The sequence below is a fragment of the Legionella parisiensis genome, assembly GCF_001467945.1.
Classification (GTDB): Bacteria; Pseudomonadota; Gammaproteobacteria; order Legionellales; family Legionellaceae; genus Legionella; species Legionella parisiensis.
In genome coordinates this window covers 2,077,604-2,094,247 of the sequence record NZ_LNYQ01000013.1, presented here as the reverse complement: position 1 = coordinate 2,094,247, position 16,644 = coordinate 2,077,604, and the positions used below count along the sequence as shown (strand labels likewise).

Sequence of the window (16,644 nt, the reverse complement as noted above, 5' to 3'; positions counted from 1 at the left end):
GTTCCAATTGGTTCCAACCTGAGTTGCCGCTATTCCTTGATACTGAATACTGGAATAACAGGGATAGGGTGGCCAAGGATTATTGTTTGAGTCGAGTAAAAATTGGTTACTGAATCGTTGTACAAACTCAACAAGATCCGCTAAATCAGTACTGCTGATCTGTATAATGAAAGTGAATACCAGTACCTAGATTAGCAACAAGTTGTGCTGTATTCTTTTAAGGTAAGGATAAGCCCCCACCAAGTTCTTCTTCATCTGGAAAGTCGTGATAGCGTAAACGTGACCATCCCTCACCAAGCTGGGTCCACCTTCTATCACCCATTCAATACCTGAATGTATGCTGCTTATCCCAGTACAGGTAATAAGCCATGCCATAGCATTTTTTATGAAATGTAAACTTCCTTTCATGTTCGTCTTTGAAGCTCTGTAAATAAAAAAGCAAAACTTTATTTCATTTCTTTGAAAAATTGATAGTTTTTGATAGTTTCAGGAGGGGATTGGTTGTTCTGGCTTCTTAGAGGGTGGATTTCTCCCGAATTATTCCTAAATGAAATGCCGGGATGAAACTCAAGTTAAACTAGAGTATAATTCCTGAGCTTAGATACTACATCCTGGTTGCAGTAATCCATTATGAATCAGTTAATTTCTTTTGATATAAAAATTAATGCGATAATACTCTAACTATTGAATTTTCTTGAAGCGGATGCTAGGGTGCCGATTGGAAAGTTGTTGGTATTATGTTAACTATTAAATAAAAGGGGAACTGTGTGAAATTTACAAATTTATTAACAGTAGGAGTGCTGACAGCATCTTTAGTATCACCTGCAATTATGGCAGCAGATACCAATAATACAACTCCTATGTCTGATACACAAAAAAAAGAAATCGAAAAAGTAGTGCATGACTATTTAGTAGCGAATCCAGAAGTACTTTTGGAAGCTTCACAAGCCCTGCAACAAAAACAACAACAAAATATGCAGCAGCAAGCTCAATCTGCAATCAAAGAAAATACAGATCAATTATTCCTAGGCAAAACGACGATTGTAGGTAATCCCAAAGGGAATGTGACTATAGTAGAATTTTTTGATTATCAATGCATTCATTGCAAAAAAATGTCGCCAATTATTGACAGCCTGATCAAGAAAGACAGTGATTTGCGTGTCATTTATAAAGAGTTCCCAATTTTTGGTAAGAGCTCTGAGTTAGCTTCTAGAGCTGCTTTAGCTGCTGGTATGCAAGGCAAATATCAAGCTATGCATAATGCATTGATTTCTATTGACAAACGCTTAAATGATCAAATTATCATGTCTACTGCAAAGTCTTTAGGCTTAGATATGAAAAAATTTAAGACAGATATGCAAAGCAAAGAAGTAACTGCTATTTTAGACGCAAACCGTGAATTAGCAGAAAAATTACATTTGATGGGGACTCCTGCGTTTATAATTGCCTCAACTCCAAAAGGCCAATTTAAAGAAGGTTCTGAGCCCTCATTTATACCTGGTGCTGCCAGTGAAGAGTCGCTACAAGAATTAATTAAGAAAGCAGCAGGTAATTCATAAGTATTATAGCAACCTGGGTTATGGGGAATCTATAACCCAGGAATACCTCTTCTCTGCAAACAATCCCCGAGATTCGGGTTTCGGCTTTTACCTAGAATATGTTGAGATCTTCATGACAAAACCATCTACATTTCAGGACATTATTCTCACGTTGCAGCAATATTGGGCTGCTCAAGGATGTGTAATTTTACAACCCTTTGATATGGAGGTTGGCGCAGGTACTTTCCATCCGGCAACTTTCTTGCGGGCCATAGGACCTGAGCCTTGGTCGGCTGCTTATGTACAGCCTTCTCGAAGACCTACTGATGGTCGTTATGGGGACAACCCAAATCGTGTTCAACATTATTACCAATTTCAAGTAGTACTCAAGCCTTCTCCTATAGACATACAAGATAAATACTTGGATTCCTTATGTGCACTGGGAGTGGATCCTTTAGCAGATGATATTCGTTTTGTTGAAGACAACTGGGAATCACCTACTTTAGGTGCATGGGGCTTAGGATGGGAGGTTTGGCAAAACGGCATGGAAGTATCCCAATTTACCTATTTCCAACAAGCAGGTGGTTTGGTGTGTGCACCGGTCACTGGTGAATTGACTTATGGTTTGGAACGCTTAGCAATGTATATATTAGGAGTGGATAATTTATTTGATCTGCCCTGGAGTAATACTGCTAATGGCACAATAACTTATGGTAATGTGTTCCATCAAAATGAAGTGGAAATGTCCGCATATAACTTTGAACATGCCAATGTAGACGAATTGTTTAAACAATTTGATTATTATGAGAGTGAGGCAGAAAAACTGATCGCGTTACAATTACCACTTCCCGCTTATGAAATGGTAATTAAAGCATCCCACTCATTTAACTTGCTCGATGCTCGCAAAGCGATATCCGTTACTGAAAGACAGCGTTATATTTTACGCGTAAGGCATCTATCAAGAGCAGTAGCGCAGGCTTATTACCAAGCGCGCGAAGTTTTGGGCTTTCCTATGCTTAACCAAAAGGTGTGTGATGGTCAATGATTTTATTTTTGAATTGGGTTGTGAAGAGTTACCTTCTGGTTCAGTTTGGCCTTTGGCTGATGAGTTTGCTAATCAGTTATTGTCTGCATTGGATAAAGCACAATTAAGCTATGGACAAGTAAAATGTTTTGCTACACCAAGACGTATTGCGATTACTATTTTTGATTTGCAAGAAGAGCAAAAAAGCCAAAGTGTTACCCGTCGAGGCCCCGCATTTGCTGCTGCTTACGATAAAGAGGGCAAACCAACGCCTGCTTTACTTGGCTTTGCCAAATCATGTGGTGTAGAGGTAGAGCAACTTTCCCAAATAGAAACAGAAAAAGGGGAATGGATTGTCTATGAAACTCAAAGCCAAGGAAATAAAACCAAAGCTTTGCTGCCTGTTTTAATTAGCCAGTCTTTAGCTGCTTTGCCGATTGCTAAACCCATGCGTTGGGGGGCAGGAGATGAAGAGTTTGCTCGACCTGTACATTGGGCTGTGATGTTGTATGGTGACAAGGTAATTGAGAGTACTCTTTTGGGAGTTCAATGTGGTCGCAACAGTAGAGGACACCGTTTCCATCATCCACAACAAATTGTAATTAACTCAGCACAAAGTTACGAATCACAAATGAAGGAAGTCTTTGTCATTGCTGATTTTGCAACTAGAAAGCAAATGATTAAAAAACAAGTTGAGGGGCTAGCAGCATCCATTCAGGCTACAGTAATCATGCCCGAAGATTTGCTTGATGAGGTGACTTCAATTGTTGAATGGCCACAGGCCTTAATGGCTGATTTTGAAAAGGAATTTCTCGAAGTACCTGCTGAATCTTTAATTGCGTCAATGCAATCACATCAAAAATGCTTTGCCTTAAAGGATAACCGAGGGAAGTTGTTACCCCATTTTATTACGGTTTCCAACATTGCCAGTACTAATCCGCAACAAGTTATTTTAGGGAATGAAAAAGTGATGCGAGCGCGTTTAAGTGACGCAGCATTCTTTTTCCGGCAAGATAAAAAGCTGCCTTTAAATCAGCGTATTTCGGGCACAAAACACGTTGTTTTCCAAGCAAAGTTGGGAAGTTTACAGGATAAAGCGTTACGTATGGAAGCGCTGATGACCTATTTGAGTCCCGCTATGCATTTGAACTTACAACAGGCACAACGTGCAGCACAGTTGAGCAAATGTGATTTGTTGACAGGAATGGTTGGTGAGTTTCCTGAGTTGCAGGGACTAATGGGATATTATTACGCCCTCAATGATGGTGAAGATCAAAGTGTTGCCCAAGCTTTAAATGAACAGTATATGCCACGCTTTGCTGCGGATAGTTTACCTGAGTCTGATTTGGGTTTGGCTTTATCTTTAGCAGACCGGATTGATACTTTAGTTGGTATTTTTGGTATAGGACAAAAGCCTTCAGGGGTAAAAGATCCATTCAAGTTACGCCGTCATGCCTTGGCTGTTGTCCGTTTACTAATCGCAACACCAGCACAACTCAATTTAAGTACATTAATTGAGCAATCTATGATTCATTATGGCAACTTGATAACCACTGGGCAGAATTTACTGAGTGAGTTGAAATCTTTTATCCTGGAACGTTTACAATCTCATTATCAAGGCCAAGGACTGAGTGTTGATTTGGTACATGCGGTACGAGCTCGCCAGGATGACTGGCTGTATGATTTGGACAAGCGTTTGAGTGCACTGCAGTTGTTTGTAAAACTGCCCGAAGCTGCTTCTCTTTCTGCTGCATGTAAGCGTGTAAATAATCTGCTTTCCCAAGCAGGAGGACAAACTTTGTCGGCTGTTAATGAACAACTTTTTGAAGAAGAAGCAGAGAAATTTTTGTATGTTCATATCAATCAAATTGTACGAGCGGTAGAACCCTTGTATCGTTCTGCTGATTATGGACCATTACTTAAATTACTTGCCAGCCTTAAGGAGCCGGTAGATCTTTTCTTTGATAAAGTAATGGTAATGGTGGAGGATCCCGCAATAAAAGCTAATCGCTTAGCAATTCTGGAGCGATTACAAGAATTATTCCAAGGTGTTGCGGATATTTCATTGTTACAAATTGGGTAATGCAGTATTCTGTTGGTACTGCAATTAAATTAAGCAATGTGATAAATTTGCCATCCCTATGCGGGCGGGGATCTACCCTAATCGAACATCAAAACCAATTCAGACATGGGTTCCCCCTACGCAGGGATGACAAAGCTCTTTAACTGATTGGCAGAGAAGTTGTAGGTCCCCGAAGATATAATTGAATAATCGTTGGTTATAAAAATGATCGATATTTCAGCAGTAGGTTATGAGCACGAGGAACTGCACGATAAAGCAAAAGCAATTGCTAAACAATTGAATTTTGTTTTAGACAAAAATGCTAATCTTTGTCTCTTTGTTACTGAAGATAAATTGTCATTAAAAATACCTGGTTTTTCCCCAATTTTTGCTGAATTCAGTGCTTCTTTTTGGAGCAAAAGAAAGTCTGAGGGAAAAAAACAAGGATTAGTCCGTGCCTGCAAGCCCTCGCCAGGGCTAAAAATTATCGATGCAACTGCAGGTTGGGGACGTGATTCTGCCATTTTAGCCAGTTTTGGTGCGGAAGTATTAATGCTTGAACGTCATCCCGTTATGGCTTCTTTATTGTCAGATGCTTTAATTCGCAGAAATGAGTCAGAACCACATCCGCTGCACTTGATACTTCATGCTGGCGATGCTTATACCTATTTGAGTTCCCTAGCAGAGCAAGACTACCCTGACGTGATTTACATTGATCCCATGCACCCAGAACGTAGTAAATCTGCATTGGTGAAAAAAGAAATGCAAGCCTTACAACAAATAATCGGTGCTGATGAAGACGCGCTCAAACTTATTCAATTGGCGATAGGTCGGACAAAACAAAAAGTAGTAGTAAAATGGCCGCAAAAAACAAAACCATTATTGCCTGCAAATGCAGCTGTAGTGGGAAAAACAGTACGGTTTGATATTTATTTTTCTAATTTTCGGTAACGCATGTCGAATAAAGACTACGCAACCCAGGGTTTGGATATGAATGCACTGCCTAATCCCAGGGTTACGATAATAGAATACTAACCAAATTCCGCGAGTTCTTCTCGGAGACGTTTTTCTTCAAATAAGTCTTCTATTCTTCTTCTCCGTTCCAATTTAGTCGAAGGATTTGTTTCCGAAGGCAGGAGTGGTGTATCCACACCAAACTCATCCATGTCGTTCACTTCTTCTTCAAATTCACGAGTATCCATAGCTATCTCCTTAGCCTAACCCGTAGTTAATTTTATAAAATAACAGAAATTAAGTTGGGGGAATAGTGGAATTTTTTGACCATGCTTGGGAGAAGTTATTAGAGCGGGAAAAAGCCTGGTTTTAATTTAAAAAAATCAAAAAACCAGGATCGTAGTTAACCGGTAATACCCTTTACCACCTGTTCGTTATCAGATTCTTGTCTACGTACTTTTTCTTGTTCCGCTTCTATTTCGTCCTTCGCTTTACCTGTCATTCTTGCGAGAACCCTGCCATCATCGATTTCTTTGCGATATTGCTTAGTAAGTTCTTCTGAAGGTTCTTGTCGAGGTGCATCTTTGACTAATTTATCGAGTTTTTCACGTTTCTTCGCTGCCCTCTCATGAAGTAACGTCAATTCGCTAGCAGAGAAGATTTCTTCGGGCTTGATTTCCTTTCCAGATCCATCTTTTAGATGAATACCTCTTACTTGCTCTTTTTCCTCTTTCTCCTCTTCTCCAGGAAGTGGACCTGGGGGAAAACCAGCTTCGAGTGCCGCTTCATAAGCTTGTCTTGCTCTTTGTGTTCGAGTCTTCTCATCCTCGAAATTAATAGTCATTGTGATTGAGTCAAACCCAGAGGCTCTTACTGCTTGAGCCATAGTCAACATGTCTACTTTAGGCAACTCCTTATTACTTAAATAGTAAAAGGGAGATAAGATGCGGGCTGGCATAGTTGCAGTCCAAAGACCGGGTTTGCCATCTTGTGCTTTCTTATGCTTTAGCTTATTTCCTGATAAGGAAATGATAAAATTTAAATCTTCTGGATTTATGGCAGAGACGGTATTTTTTTCAAAATCTACATAAGCAGTTGTATTTCTTGCTGGTGCCTCCATACCTCGTCTTTTAAGATTCTCCTCTCTTGCCAGCGCCATTTCATGCTCCATTTCATCCCTTTGGGAGGAGCTGAGTTGCTCTTTCCAGCTTTCCAACTGGCCGGTGAAGAGAAGACGTTTATTTTCAAGTGCGGAGGCTTTATCGAGTACGGTCATGTTTGCTTTAGCCGAGTCGTTAAATGCCGTAAGTTGATCTGAATGGCTTTTTTCCATTCCTGCAATTAAATCTTTTTTTATTTTTTCTACTTCTTCAGGAGTTTTGCCTAAGGCTATTTCGATTTTTTGTGAGAATTCAGGTTTATTAAGTTCTGCTTTAAAATCTTCTAGTTCTTTTTTTTGCTGGGCTTCTATCGCTTTTCTACCTCTCTGATTAATTTGTTCAAGGTAGCCTCGGATTTGCTCTACTGAAAGCTCAGGAATTTGGTTGATCCGTTTTTTAAAAAATTCCATTGAATCTTTATATGTTTCTTGAGCGTCTGTATAAAACTTTTGAGGTTTCAATAGCTCTTCGAGTCTTGTTCTAACTTCTTTTTTATCAACAGGATCATCTCCTTGGATTAATTTTGCAAAAGTATCTTCCTTCTCGGGGCCTACTTGGGTTGTAAAACCTGAGGAATCTTGGATCCGCTTATCAGCATGAGCCTTAAAAGCACCTGCTCCCATGTCTTTTGCCACGTCTTGGGTTAACCCAATAGAGTCGCGGTATTTTTGCTTAATTCTTTCTTGTTCTTCGGCACTAAATTGATCCAAAAATCTTCTGGATTTTAATATATTATGAATTGCTTGTCTTAATGAAGGCATATAATGGTACCTCGGGAGCTCACTTTTTTATAAAGTATAACACTTTTATGAAGTATAACACTTATTCATTAAGATAGGATTAGGTCTAAATACCATGGATTGTTAAGATAAGGTAAACAAATCGCTGTTTTTTACTATTAGTTGTGTTTTATACATAGTATGAACACTATAGCTAAGCCTCATTTACCCGCGTAGACAAGCTGAAGACTCCATTTCCATACTGGCATTGTGCTTATAATTAGGTATGAATTCCTGCATCCGCGGGATGACAACACTCGTTTTTTGTTTCGCCTTTAGATTATGTGTTTTATACCCATATTTGTCGATGTTCGCTAGGGCAGTGGCGACGGTGATTGGAAGAAATCCTGGGTGAGGCTTCACCCAGGTTATAAAGTCTAAATAAATTCTACCAGGCAGGAATAGCTGAGTCTCCAAATAAAGTTTTAGCTTTTTCTTTGACCTCTTCAGAGTTTAACGCCTTCACAAAAAGCTCCAGTTGTTCTTTTTTAGGAGAGTTGCTGTGAATGACGATGATATTAGCATAAGGTGAGCTCTTATCTTCAGTAAATAAAGCATCACGTGAAGGATTAAGACCTGCTGGTAAGGCAAAGGTTGTATTGATTACTGCTGCATCAACATCGGGTAAAACCCTTGGTAATTGTGCCGCATCCATTTCTTTGAACTGCAGGTTATGTGGATTTGTTGCAATATCTTTTAGGCCAGTATTTTCACTCGGTTTTAAAGTAATCAATTGTGCTTTTTCCAATAATTGCAGCGCTCGCATTTCATTGCTTGGGTCATTGGGGAGGGCGATTACTGCCTTTTCCGGCAGTTGTTGTAATGAAGTGTATTTTTTGGAATAAATTCCCATAGGATAAACAAACGTTCTACCAATTGCCTCTAAAGTATATCCATGGGCTTTAACCGCAGCATTAAGATAAGGAAAGTGTTGGTAGACATTAGCATCCAAACTCCCGTCTTGTAATGCTTCATTGGGTAAATTGTAATCATTGAAGGTTACAATTCTTATGTTTAAGTCATATTTGTTCTTGGCTACTTCTTTTGCTGTTTCAACCAGATCAGTTTCTGGTCCGGCAATAGTTCCTATTACTAAAGTGTTGGGTGAGGGTTTGTTACATGCAACAAGACTTAATAATAAAACGCAATAAGCTACAATCCGCATTTAATACTCCAAAAAATAATACAAATTAGTGTTTTTCCATTTTTACTATCATGGCCAAACTATCAAATTTTCTGCGTTTGGTACACGAATCCAGGCCATTTTGACGCAATACTAGTTATGTAAAAAACGTTTTGCCAAATAATCACCAGCCATTTGAATCAGTTGTACCATCACAATCAAAATGATTACAGTTGATATCATGACTCCAGCATCAAAACGTTGGTAACCGTAATTAATTGCCAAAGTACCCAAACCACCAGCGCCGACGGTTCCTGCCATTGCTGAATAATTGATTAAAGTAATCGCTGTAACAGTAATAGCATGAATTAACGCGGGTTTTGCTTCAGGTAATAAAATATGCATGATAATTTGTTGGGTGTTTGCACCCATTGCATAACCTGTTTCGATAAGGCCTGAAGGCAAGCTCCGATAAACATTATCTACCAATCTGGCAAAAAAGGGTGTTGCACCGAGGGTAAGGGGTACTATCGCTGCATTCATTCCAATTGAAGTTCCTACTATGAGGCGGGTAAATGGAATAATTGCTACTAATAAAATAATAAAAGGTATAGAGCGTGCCATGTTAATGAAGGCAGATAATGCCTTATACACTTTAGGCATTGGTTTTATATGGCTGGACGAATAAAGCCATGTTCCCAGAGGTAAGCCGAGTATAATCGCAAATAAAGTACTGAGGGCTACCATATACAGTGTTTCGCATGTTGCAATGAATAAATCATATGCCATCAGGAAGGACATAACCTAAAACCTCCACAGTTAAATTGGCTTGTTCACAGCGTTCAATGAATGCTTCAAGTAAAAATTGATGTGCAGTTAATTCAACAACTACAACGCCACAAGTTACTGTATCATAACGATCTATATTGGCGAGCAAGATGTTAATGTCTAAATTTAACTCACGACTTGTTTGACTGATAAAAGGTACTGTTGCTTCTTCACCCTGGAAGAATAAGCGCAGCAAAGGTTTTTCGGTTACATAATTTGCGAGTTTTTTAGTAAGGCATTCAGGCAATTGTGGACTGAGCTGTGCATAAAGCATACTCCGAGCCAGACTGTCTTTCTTATTAAATACATTAGCAAGGGCGGTGGTTTCAACCAACTCGCCATTAACCATTACCGCTAACCGGTTACAAATTCGTTTGACTACATCCATTTCATGAGTGATAAGGATTATAGTGATCCCATAAAGCGCATTAATTTTTTTTAGCAGTGCTAAAATAGAATCGGTTGTTTCGGGGTCTAATGCTGAAGTTGCCTCATCGCAAAGCAGAATTTTAGGGGAGCAGCTTAAGGCGCGCGCGATCGCCACCCTTTGTTTCTGACCCCCGCTGAGTTGTGCGGGGTATGCCTGTTTTTTATCGGTTAATTCGACAATTGGCAGTAACTCTTCAATTTTATTACGAATGACCTCTTCCTCAATTCCTTGAATGCGCATGGGGAGGGCAATGTTGTCATAAACATTTTTTGAGTAAAGCAAATTGAATTGTTGAAAAATCATTGCCATTTTGTGGCGAGCTAAAGCCAAATCTTTTCTTGAAAGACTTGTCAAATATTGGTTATCAATGATGACATGACCTTCATCAGGCCGTTCTAGAAGATTAATACATCTTAATAAGGTTGATTTACCTGCACCACTTTTACCAATGATTCCGAAAATTTCACCTTCCTGGATAAATAGATTAATGCCACGCAGAACAGATTTACCCGAAAAGGATTTGGACAATCCACTTAATTCAATCATTATTATAACCTGAGATTATGCGTGCGGGCGGAGACTTAGGGGAATGTAATCATATCCGCTTTAGCCGTATTTTCAAAAAGAGCCCCTTTTTGAGCGTCCGCAAGCTGAATTTCAAATCGACGCCATTGCAGCATTATACACAAATTGTTGGTATAAACAATGTAACGCTTTCTAATTTTAGTGATATTTTGGTTTTTTTAAGGGATAAAGTAACCTGGTTACCCAGGCTACTTTTTATTGTTGTAATTCTTCGCGATTTTTAAAATAATCTAATGCGTTAGGGTTTGCCAGAGATTGCAAATTATTTACAGGTAAACCATGAACAATTTGTCTGACAGCTACCTCTACTATTTTACCGCTAATTGTTCTTGGAATATCTTCAACTTGCAGTATTTTCGCTGGTACGTGCCTTGGTGAGGCATTCTGACGAATCGTTAAACGTATTTTGTTTATTAATTCTTCCGTGAGTATCATGCTGTCACGCAATTTAACAAATAAAATGATACGTACATCATCTTGCCAATCTTGACCAATTACAATACTGTCGACTACTTCATCTATTTTTTCAACTTGTCTATAAATTTCAGCCGTACCAATACGCACACCTCCAGGATTTAAAACAGCGTCGGAGCGTCCATAAATGATTAATCCTTTGTGAGCGGTAATCTCTGCAAAATCCCCATGAGCCCATATTCCGGGAAAACGTTGAAAATAAGCGCGTTGATATGCGGTTCTTTCGGGATCATTCCAAAAGCCTACAGGCATGGACGGGAAGGGGGCTGTACAGACTAATTCCCCACGTTCTTCACGAACAGGGTGTCCTTCCTCATCAAATACATCAACAGCCATACCAAGACCAAGGCATTGCAATTCGCCTCTGTAAATTGGAAGCATCGGATTGCCTAAGGCAAAACAAGAAATGATGTCTGTACCACCTGAAATAGAACAAAGTTGTATATCTTCTTTGATTTCTTCGTACACGTAATCATAGTTTTTAGGAAGAAGTGGTGAGCCTGTAGAAAGAATGCAGCGTAAGTGAGTTAAATCAAACTCCTCTTTGGGTTTAACTCCTGCTTTTTCTACTGAGGAGATAAATTTGGCACTTGTACCAAAAACAGTGACTTGTTCTTCTGCAATTAATGTGAATAAACGATTGCTTTCAGGGTAAGTCGGGGACCCTTCATATAAAGTGAGCGTCGCTCCTAAGGCAAGTGCAGAAACAGTCCAGTTCCACATCATCCATCCGCAGGTAGTATAAAAGCATAAGTTGTCCTCAGCATGCAGATCGGTATGTAATCCCAATTCTTTAATGTGCTGTAATAGGGTTCCACCTGCTCCATGAACAATGCATTTAGGCTTTCCAGTAGTTCCCGATGAGAACATAATGTAAACTGGATGCTCAAAAGGCATGGCAACAAATTCGCAATGATTCGCCGGACGAAGAAAATCCTTCCAATGTTGTGCTTTAGGCAGTGCAGAGATATCTATGGACTCGTTTATATTAGGACAAATTACAATTTGAATGAGCGAGCTAATGGCATCATTCAGTAGTTTGATTTTTTCTCTCCCACTATGTTTTTTTCCTTGATATTGATGTCCATCACAGATAAACAATACTTTGGGGTCAATCTGTCCCAATCGATCGATTGCAGCTTGAGCGCCAAAGTCAGGTGAGCAAGAGGACCAAATTCCTCCTAATGAGGTAGTGGCAAGCATGGCGATAATTGTATGTGCGGTATTTGGCATTAAAGCTGCTACTCTATCCCCGGCAGTTACTCCAATTGCTTTTAAACCTGCTGCGCATTGTGCGACCAAATCATGTAATTGTTCGTAACTCATTACTTGTTTTTGGTTGTCTTCATTTAGACTAATTAAAGCTGGATGCTTATCTTTTCGTGATAACAGTTTTTCGGCAAAATTAAATTGCGCTCCAGCAAACCAATGTGCATTTATCATTTCATCGTTATGATAGTGATTCAGGATTTGGTATGGTGCAGTATCAAACTGGATATGAAAGAAATCGCAAAGTGTGGGCCAAAATGAGTCAGGATGTTTAATGGACCAGGTATGCAGCTCGTGATAGTTTTCAAAAATCTGACCATTTTGTTTGGCTGCGAACTCCATAAATTGCCACATTCTACTTTTTTTAGGATGTTTGGGCTTCCATAAGATGTCATTCATTTCATTCTCTCTTATTTATTACTTTATTTCAGCCAGACTCTATGTAGCATAGAGACACTCTGGGAAAAGTGGGCTAAAACGTGAAAAATAATCTAATTACAGGGATTTGCTAACATAGCATTTGCGACCTTTGATTGATTCTTACGCCCTAATATTTTACAGATCATGTCCCCGGCCGTCACAATTTTAAATATATCTATACCTGTATTGATTCCTAAACCATGCATTAAGTATAGAACGTCTTCAGTAGCTACATTACCGCTTGCTCCACGTGCATAAGGGCAACCACCAAGTCCAGCAACTGAACTATCAAAGCGGTGTACGCCGTGTTGCAAGGAAGTATAAATATTTGCTATGGCCTGACCATAAGTGTCATGAAAATGCATTGCTAATTGGTTCAGTGGCAATAGTTTTAGTACTTGTTCGAGTAATAGGTGAGTTTGATATGGGGTTCCAACACCTATAGTATCTCCTAATGAAATTTCATCTACACCCAAGTCTAATAGTTTCTTAGTTACTTCAACCACTTTTTCGGGAGCTACACTTCCTTCATAAGGACACCCAAGGACACAGGAAACATATCCTCGCACCTTGATGTTTTTTTCTTTTGCTAAAATGAGAACGGGTTTAAAACGAGAAATACTTTCGTCGATGGAGCAATTTATGTTTCGTTGATTAAATTGTTCGCTTGCTGCAGTAAATACGGCAATTTCTTTAACTCCAGCTTCCAATGCTTTAAGCATACCGTGCTCATTAGGAACTAATGCAGAATAGTGTATGGATGGGGCTTTATCTATAGCACGAAAAACTTCATTATGGTCTGCAAGTTGTGGAATTGCCTTTGCAGATACAAAACTCGTTACTTCGATATATCGCAAGCCAGATTCACTGAGTAAATTGATTAATTCAATTTTGTGTTTGCTGGATACAAAAGAAGACTCATTTTGCAAGCCATCACGCGGGCCTACTTCTATAATGGTTACGTTTTGCGGATAGTCCATAATTATCTCTTTTAATTTTCCAAGGTGGTCATACGGTGCTGGTCAAGTGAAAATGAAATCATGTCTTTTTCTAGGTTAATTTCGCTTCACCAGCAATATATTCTAATGACCAAACCTATATTTTAAGAATCTTCTTCACTTAATGACAGTAATTCCTCTCCTTCATTCACTTGTGCACCCACAGTATAGAATATATCCAATAAAGTGCCGTCAGCGGGGGCATGAATGGTATGTTCCATTTTCATTGCTTCTAAAACGATCAAGCGCTCACCCGCTTTTACCTTTTCACCGATATTTTTTAAAATTGCGACTACAGTGGCTGGCATAGGTGCTGTTAGCTGTCCTTTATGAACGTTTGTTTGCGCTCCAATGGTTCCCCAGTCAAAACGTTCAATAGTAATTTGCCCTTGATTCGTATACAAGGTTAACGATTTTTTTCTATTATCAACAGTGGCGTGATGTTTTTGTAACTCTGTTTCAACATAGATTTTATCGCCAGTTAAATGAGTATGAATCAGATGTTCCTCTGTGCTGAATCGAACTTTAAAATGATTTTTATCAATTGGAGTGATAAATGCTTCAACCGGTTCATTTTGATCTTTATAGCGCCATATCCAATGGGTTGAGATTTGAGATTGCCAGGAAAAGGTCTCTTGCAGCAAGGGGTCCCGAAATGTATTGATGTTGTTTAAATAATCAAAACTTACTGCCATAAGTAAGGTTGTTTTTGGGTCTATTGTGGGAAGTTTGATTTCTTCCAGGGTTAAAAAATCGGTACTGAGTTTTGCCTGCCTGAATTTAGGATGGTGACAAATAGCTTGTAAAAACGGAACGTTCGTTTTGACTCCGCCAATAAAATAATGAGATAAAGCATCTCCTAATCTGGATAATGCTTCCTCGCGATCAGCCCCCCACACGATAAGCTTGGCAATCATAGGGTCATAGTACATAGTTATTTGTGATGAGAGTTGCACCCCTGTATCAATACGTATTCCATCTCCGGAAGGTTCCTGCAAAAAGAGGATTTGTCCTATTGAAGGAATAAAGTCATGATGAGGATCTTCTGCATAGATACGGCATTCAATTGCGTGACCATGGGCTTGAATTCTATCTTGTGACAAGGGCAACGCTTCATTAGCAGCAATTTTCAACTGCCAGGCAACTAAATCAAGTCCGGTAATCATTTCAGTTACAGGGTGTTCTACCTGCAATCGTGTATTCATTTCCATAAAATAGAAGTGTTCTAAACCATCTACTAAAAACTCAACAGTACCTGCGCCGCTGTATTTTATAGATCGAGCCACTTCACAAGCAGCCTCAGAAAGTTTTTGTCGTAAAGAAACAGGTAAATTGGGCGCTGGAGCTTCTTCAATAATTTTTTGGTGTCGCCGTTGAATAGAGCAGTCCCGTTCAAATAAATGAACTACATTGCCATGATTGTCGGCCATAATTTGTAATTCAACATGACGAGGATGAAGCACCAGTTTTTCTATAATCATTGTATCATCGGCAAAACTTGCCATTGATTCACGTTTTGCTCCTGCTAGGGCGGCACTAAACTCTGATTCGTGATGAACAGCACGCATCCCTTTACCACCACCGCCATTAGCCGCTTTAAGTAGGACTGGAAATCCTATTTTTTTGGCTTCAGCCAGTAATTTGTCTTCAGCTTGTTCACTGCCGTGATAGCCTGGGGTTAAGGGAACTTTGGTTTTTTCCAGTAATTGTTTGGCTAATTGTTTGGAGGCCATTGCTTCCATTGCTTCGACCGAGGGGCCAATAAAAACAATGTCAGCCTCTGTACATGCTTTGGCAAACTCAGGGTTTTCAGATAAAAATCCATAACCGGGATGAATGGCTTGTGCCCCACACTCCTTTGCAATATGAATAATGTTAGCGATATTCAGATAGCTGTCCTTAGCTGGAGCATCGCCTACAAAATATGCACTGTCAGCACTTCGGACATGAAGACTGTCTTTATCAACCGAGGAATAAATAGCTACTGTGTGTATGCCCATAGATCGAGCAGTTTTGATAATTCTGCACGCAATTTCACCGCGGTTGGCAATAAGAATTTTATTAAACATTAGTGCCTCATTAAATTGTTACTTTATAACTACCCATGCATTATCTTCTAGCTTGAGAGATTTACAGCCCGGGAAGAGGTTATAACCGTAATATTTATGATAGATCCCGGGTTACACGACTCCCAGGCTTCCAAAATAATTCAAGATCTCTAGTCCCAGTTTGGCGTTTCTTTCTTTAAAAATGCATTAAGCCCTTGTTGTCCTTCAGCTGATACTCTTTTTTGAGCGATCAAGGAAGCAGTGTAATATACAAGCTCTTCATTTATTTTTTTATCTGCTACATAGCTTGCCAGTTGTTTTGATGCTCTGACTGCGTCGGGTGCATTGTTGCTGATTTGTTTTGCGTAATTCAGTGTAAACTCCAGCAAGCTTTCCTCAGGAACACAGTGTTGTACTAAATGTAATGACAATGCTTTGGCTGCATCAAAAACCTCAGCACTCATGAATAATGCTTTAGCGTTGTGTTCACCAATGGCTTGCACGACGTATGGACTAATTACTGCAGGTATTAGACCCAATTTCACCTCTGAAAAACAAAAACGTGCTGATTGGGACGCTATAGTCATATCACATGCTGCCGCAAGTCCTGCTCCTCCACCAAAAGCAGAGCCATGTACCATAGCTAAAGTAGGTTTAGGGCTTTTATTTAAAGTGTACATCAGATTACCAAGTACCATGGCATCCTTTAGATTTTCTTCTTCATTGTAATGTGCCATATTTTGCATCCAGGCTAAATCTGCGCCTGCAGAAAAATGTTTTCCATTTGCTTTGAGCACTATAACGCGAACATTAGAATTGGCAATAGCAGCATCAAGGTGATGTTGCATCTCACTTAAAAGCTCATTATCAAAAGCATTGTGCTTACTCACACGATTTAAAGTGAGTAAGCACAAGCGATCCTGAATTTCATACAACAAGTCGCTCACTTTTG

The 16,644-nt window shown here is 39.5% G+C and carries 13 protein-coding genes; 4 read left to right on the top strand and 9 right to left on the bottom strand.

All coding sequences use genetic code 11. The features are described from left to right. The first annotated feature begins 767 nt into the window (after nt 1-767). The 4 genes from Lpar_RS15300 (at nt 768) to Lpar_RS15285 (ending at nt 5,575) form a co-directional block, all read left to right on the top strand. Nucleotides 768-1,559, top strand: a complete 792-nt coding sequence (locus tag Lpar_RS15300; RefSeq protein WP_058518737.1) for a DsbA family protein — start codon at nt 768-770, stop codon at nt 1,557-1,559. Nucleotides 1,560-1,671: 112 nt separating this feature from the next. Then, complete coding sequence (gene glyQ, locus Lpar_RS15295; RefSeq protein WP_058518736.1) at nt 1,672-2,583, top strand: glycine--tRNA ligase subunit alpha; 912 nt, start codon at nt 1,672-1,674, stop codon at nt 2,581-2,583. Then, the gene (gene glyS / locus Lpar_RS15290; RefSeq protein ID WP_058518735.1) at nt 2,573-4,645 is read left to right on the top strand and encodes a glycine--tRNA ligase subunit beta; all 2,073 of its coding nucleotides are present in this window, start codon (nt 2,573-2,575) and stop codon (nt 4,643-4,645) included. The genes glyQ and glyS overlap by 11 nt, the downstream gene beginning before the upstream one ends. Before the next feature lie 204 nt (nt 4,646-4,849). Continuing rightward, nucleotides 4,850-5,575 (top strand): class I SAM-dependent methyltransferase, encoded by a 726-nt coding sequence (locus Lpar_RS15285; RefSeq protein WP_058518734.1) that lies wholly within the window; start codon nt 4,850-4,852, stop codon nt 5,573-5,575. A gap of 80 nt (nt 5,576-5,655) precedes the next feature. On the opposite strand, the gene Lpar_RS19125 is transcribed toward Lpar_RS15285, so the two are convergent. The 9 genes from Lpar_RS19125 to Lpar_RS15245 form a co-directional block, all read right to left on the bottom strand. After that, nucleotides 5,656-5,826 carry a PA3496 family putative envelope integrity protein gene (locus Lpar_RS19125; protein ID WP_165482423.1) on the bottom strand — a complete coding sequence of 57 codons (171 nt, stop codon included), beginning with the start codon at nt 5,824-5,826 and terminating at the stop codon, nt 5,656-5,658. Nucleotides 5,827-5,981: 155 nt separating this feature from the next. Continuing rightward, nucleotides 5,982-7,499, bottom strand: coding sequence for a hypothetical protein (locus Lpar_RS15280; protein ID WP_058518733.1), 1,518 nt, complete (start codon nt 7,497-7,499; stop codon nt 5,982-5,984). A gap of 406 nt (nt 7,500-7,905) precedes the next feature. Next, a complete protein-coding gene (locus Lpar_RS15275; RefSeq protein WP_058518732.1) occupies nt 7,906-8,682 on the bottom strand; it encodes a MetQ/NlpA family ABC transporter substrate-binding protein in 777 nt (258 codons plus the stop codon). A 111-nt stretch (nt 8,683-8,793) separates the two neighbouring features. Further along, nucleotides 8,794-9,441, bottom strand: a complete 648-nt coding sequence (locus Lpar_RS15270; protein ID WP_058518731.1) for a methionine ABC transporter permease — start codon at nt 9,439-9,441, stop codon at nt 8,794-8,796. Further along, nucleotides 9,419-10,444, bottom strand: coding sequence for a methionine ABC transporter ATP-binding protein (locus Lpar_RS15265; RefSeq protein WP_058518730.1), 1,026 nt, complete (start codon nt 10,442-10,444; stop codon nt 9,419-9,421). The genes Lpar_RS15270 and Lpar_RS15265 overlap by 23 nt, the downstream gene beginning before the upstream one ends. A 234-nt stretch (nt 10,445-10,678) precedes the next feature. Next, on the bottom strand, nt 10,679-12,625 hold the full coding sequence (locus tag Lpar_RS15260) for an acetoacetate--CoA ligase (RefSeq protein WP_058518729.1): 1,947 nt from the start codon (nt 12,623-12,625) through the stop codon (nt 10,679-10,681). 92 nt (nt 12,626-12,717) lie between these two features. Then, complete coding sequence (locus tag Lpar_RS15255; RefSeq protein ID WP_058518728.1) at nt 12,718-13,626, bottom strand: hydroxymethylglutaryl-CoA lyase; 909 nt, start codon at nt 13,624-13,626, stop codon at nt 12,718-12,720. Between the two features lie 122 nt (nt 13,627-13,748). Next, entirely contained in the window at nt 13,749-15,713 is a 1,965-nt protein-coding gene (locus Lpar_RS15250; protein WP_058518727.1) for an acetyl/propionyl/methylcrotonyl-CoA carboxylase subunit alpha, read from the bottom strand. A gap of 149 nt (nt 15,714-15,862) precedes the next feature. Next, on the bottom strand, nt 15,863-16,639 hold the full coding sequence (locus Lpar_RS15245; RefSeq protein WP_058518726.1) for an enoyl-CoA hydratase-related protein: 777 nt from the start codon (nt 16,637-16,639) through the stop codon (nt 15,863-15,865). Nucleotides 16,640-16,644 lie beyond the last annotated feature (5 nt).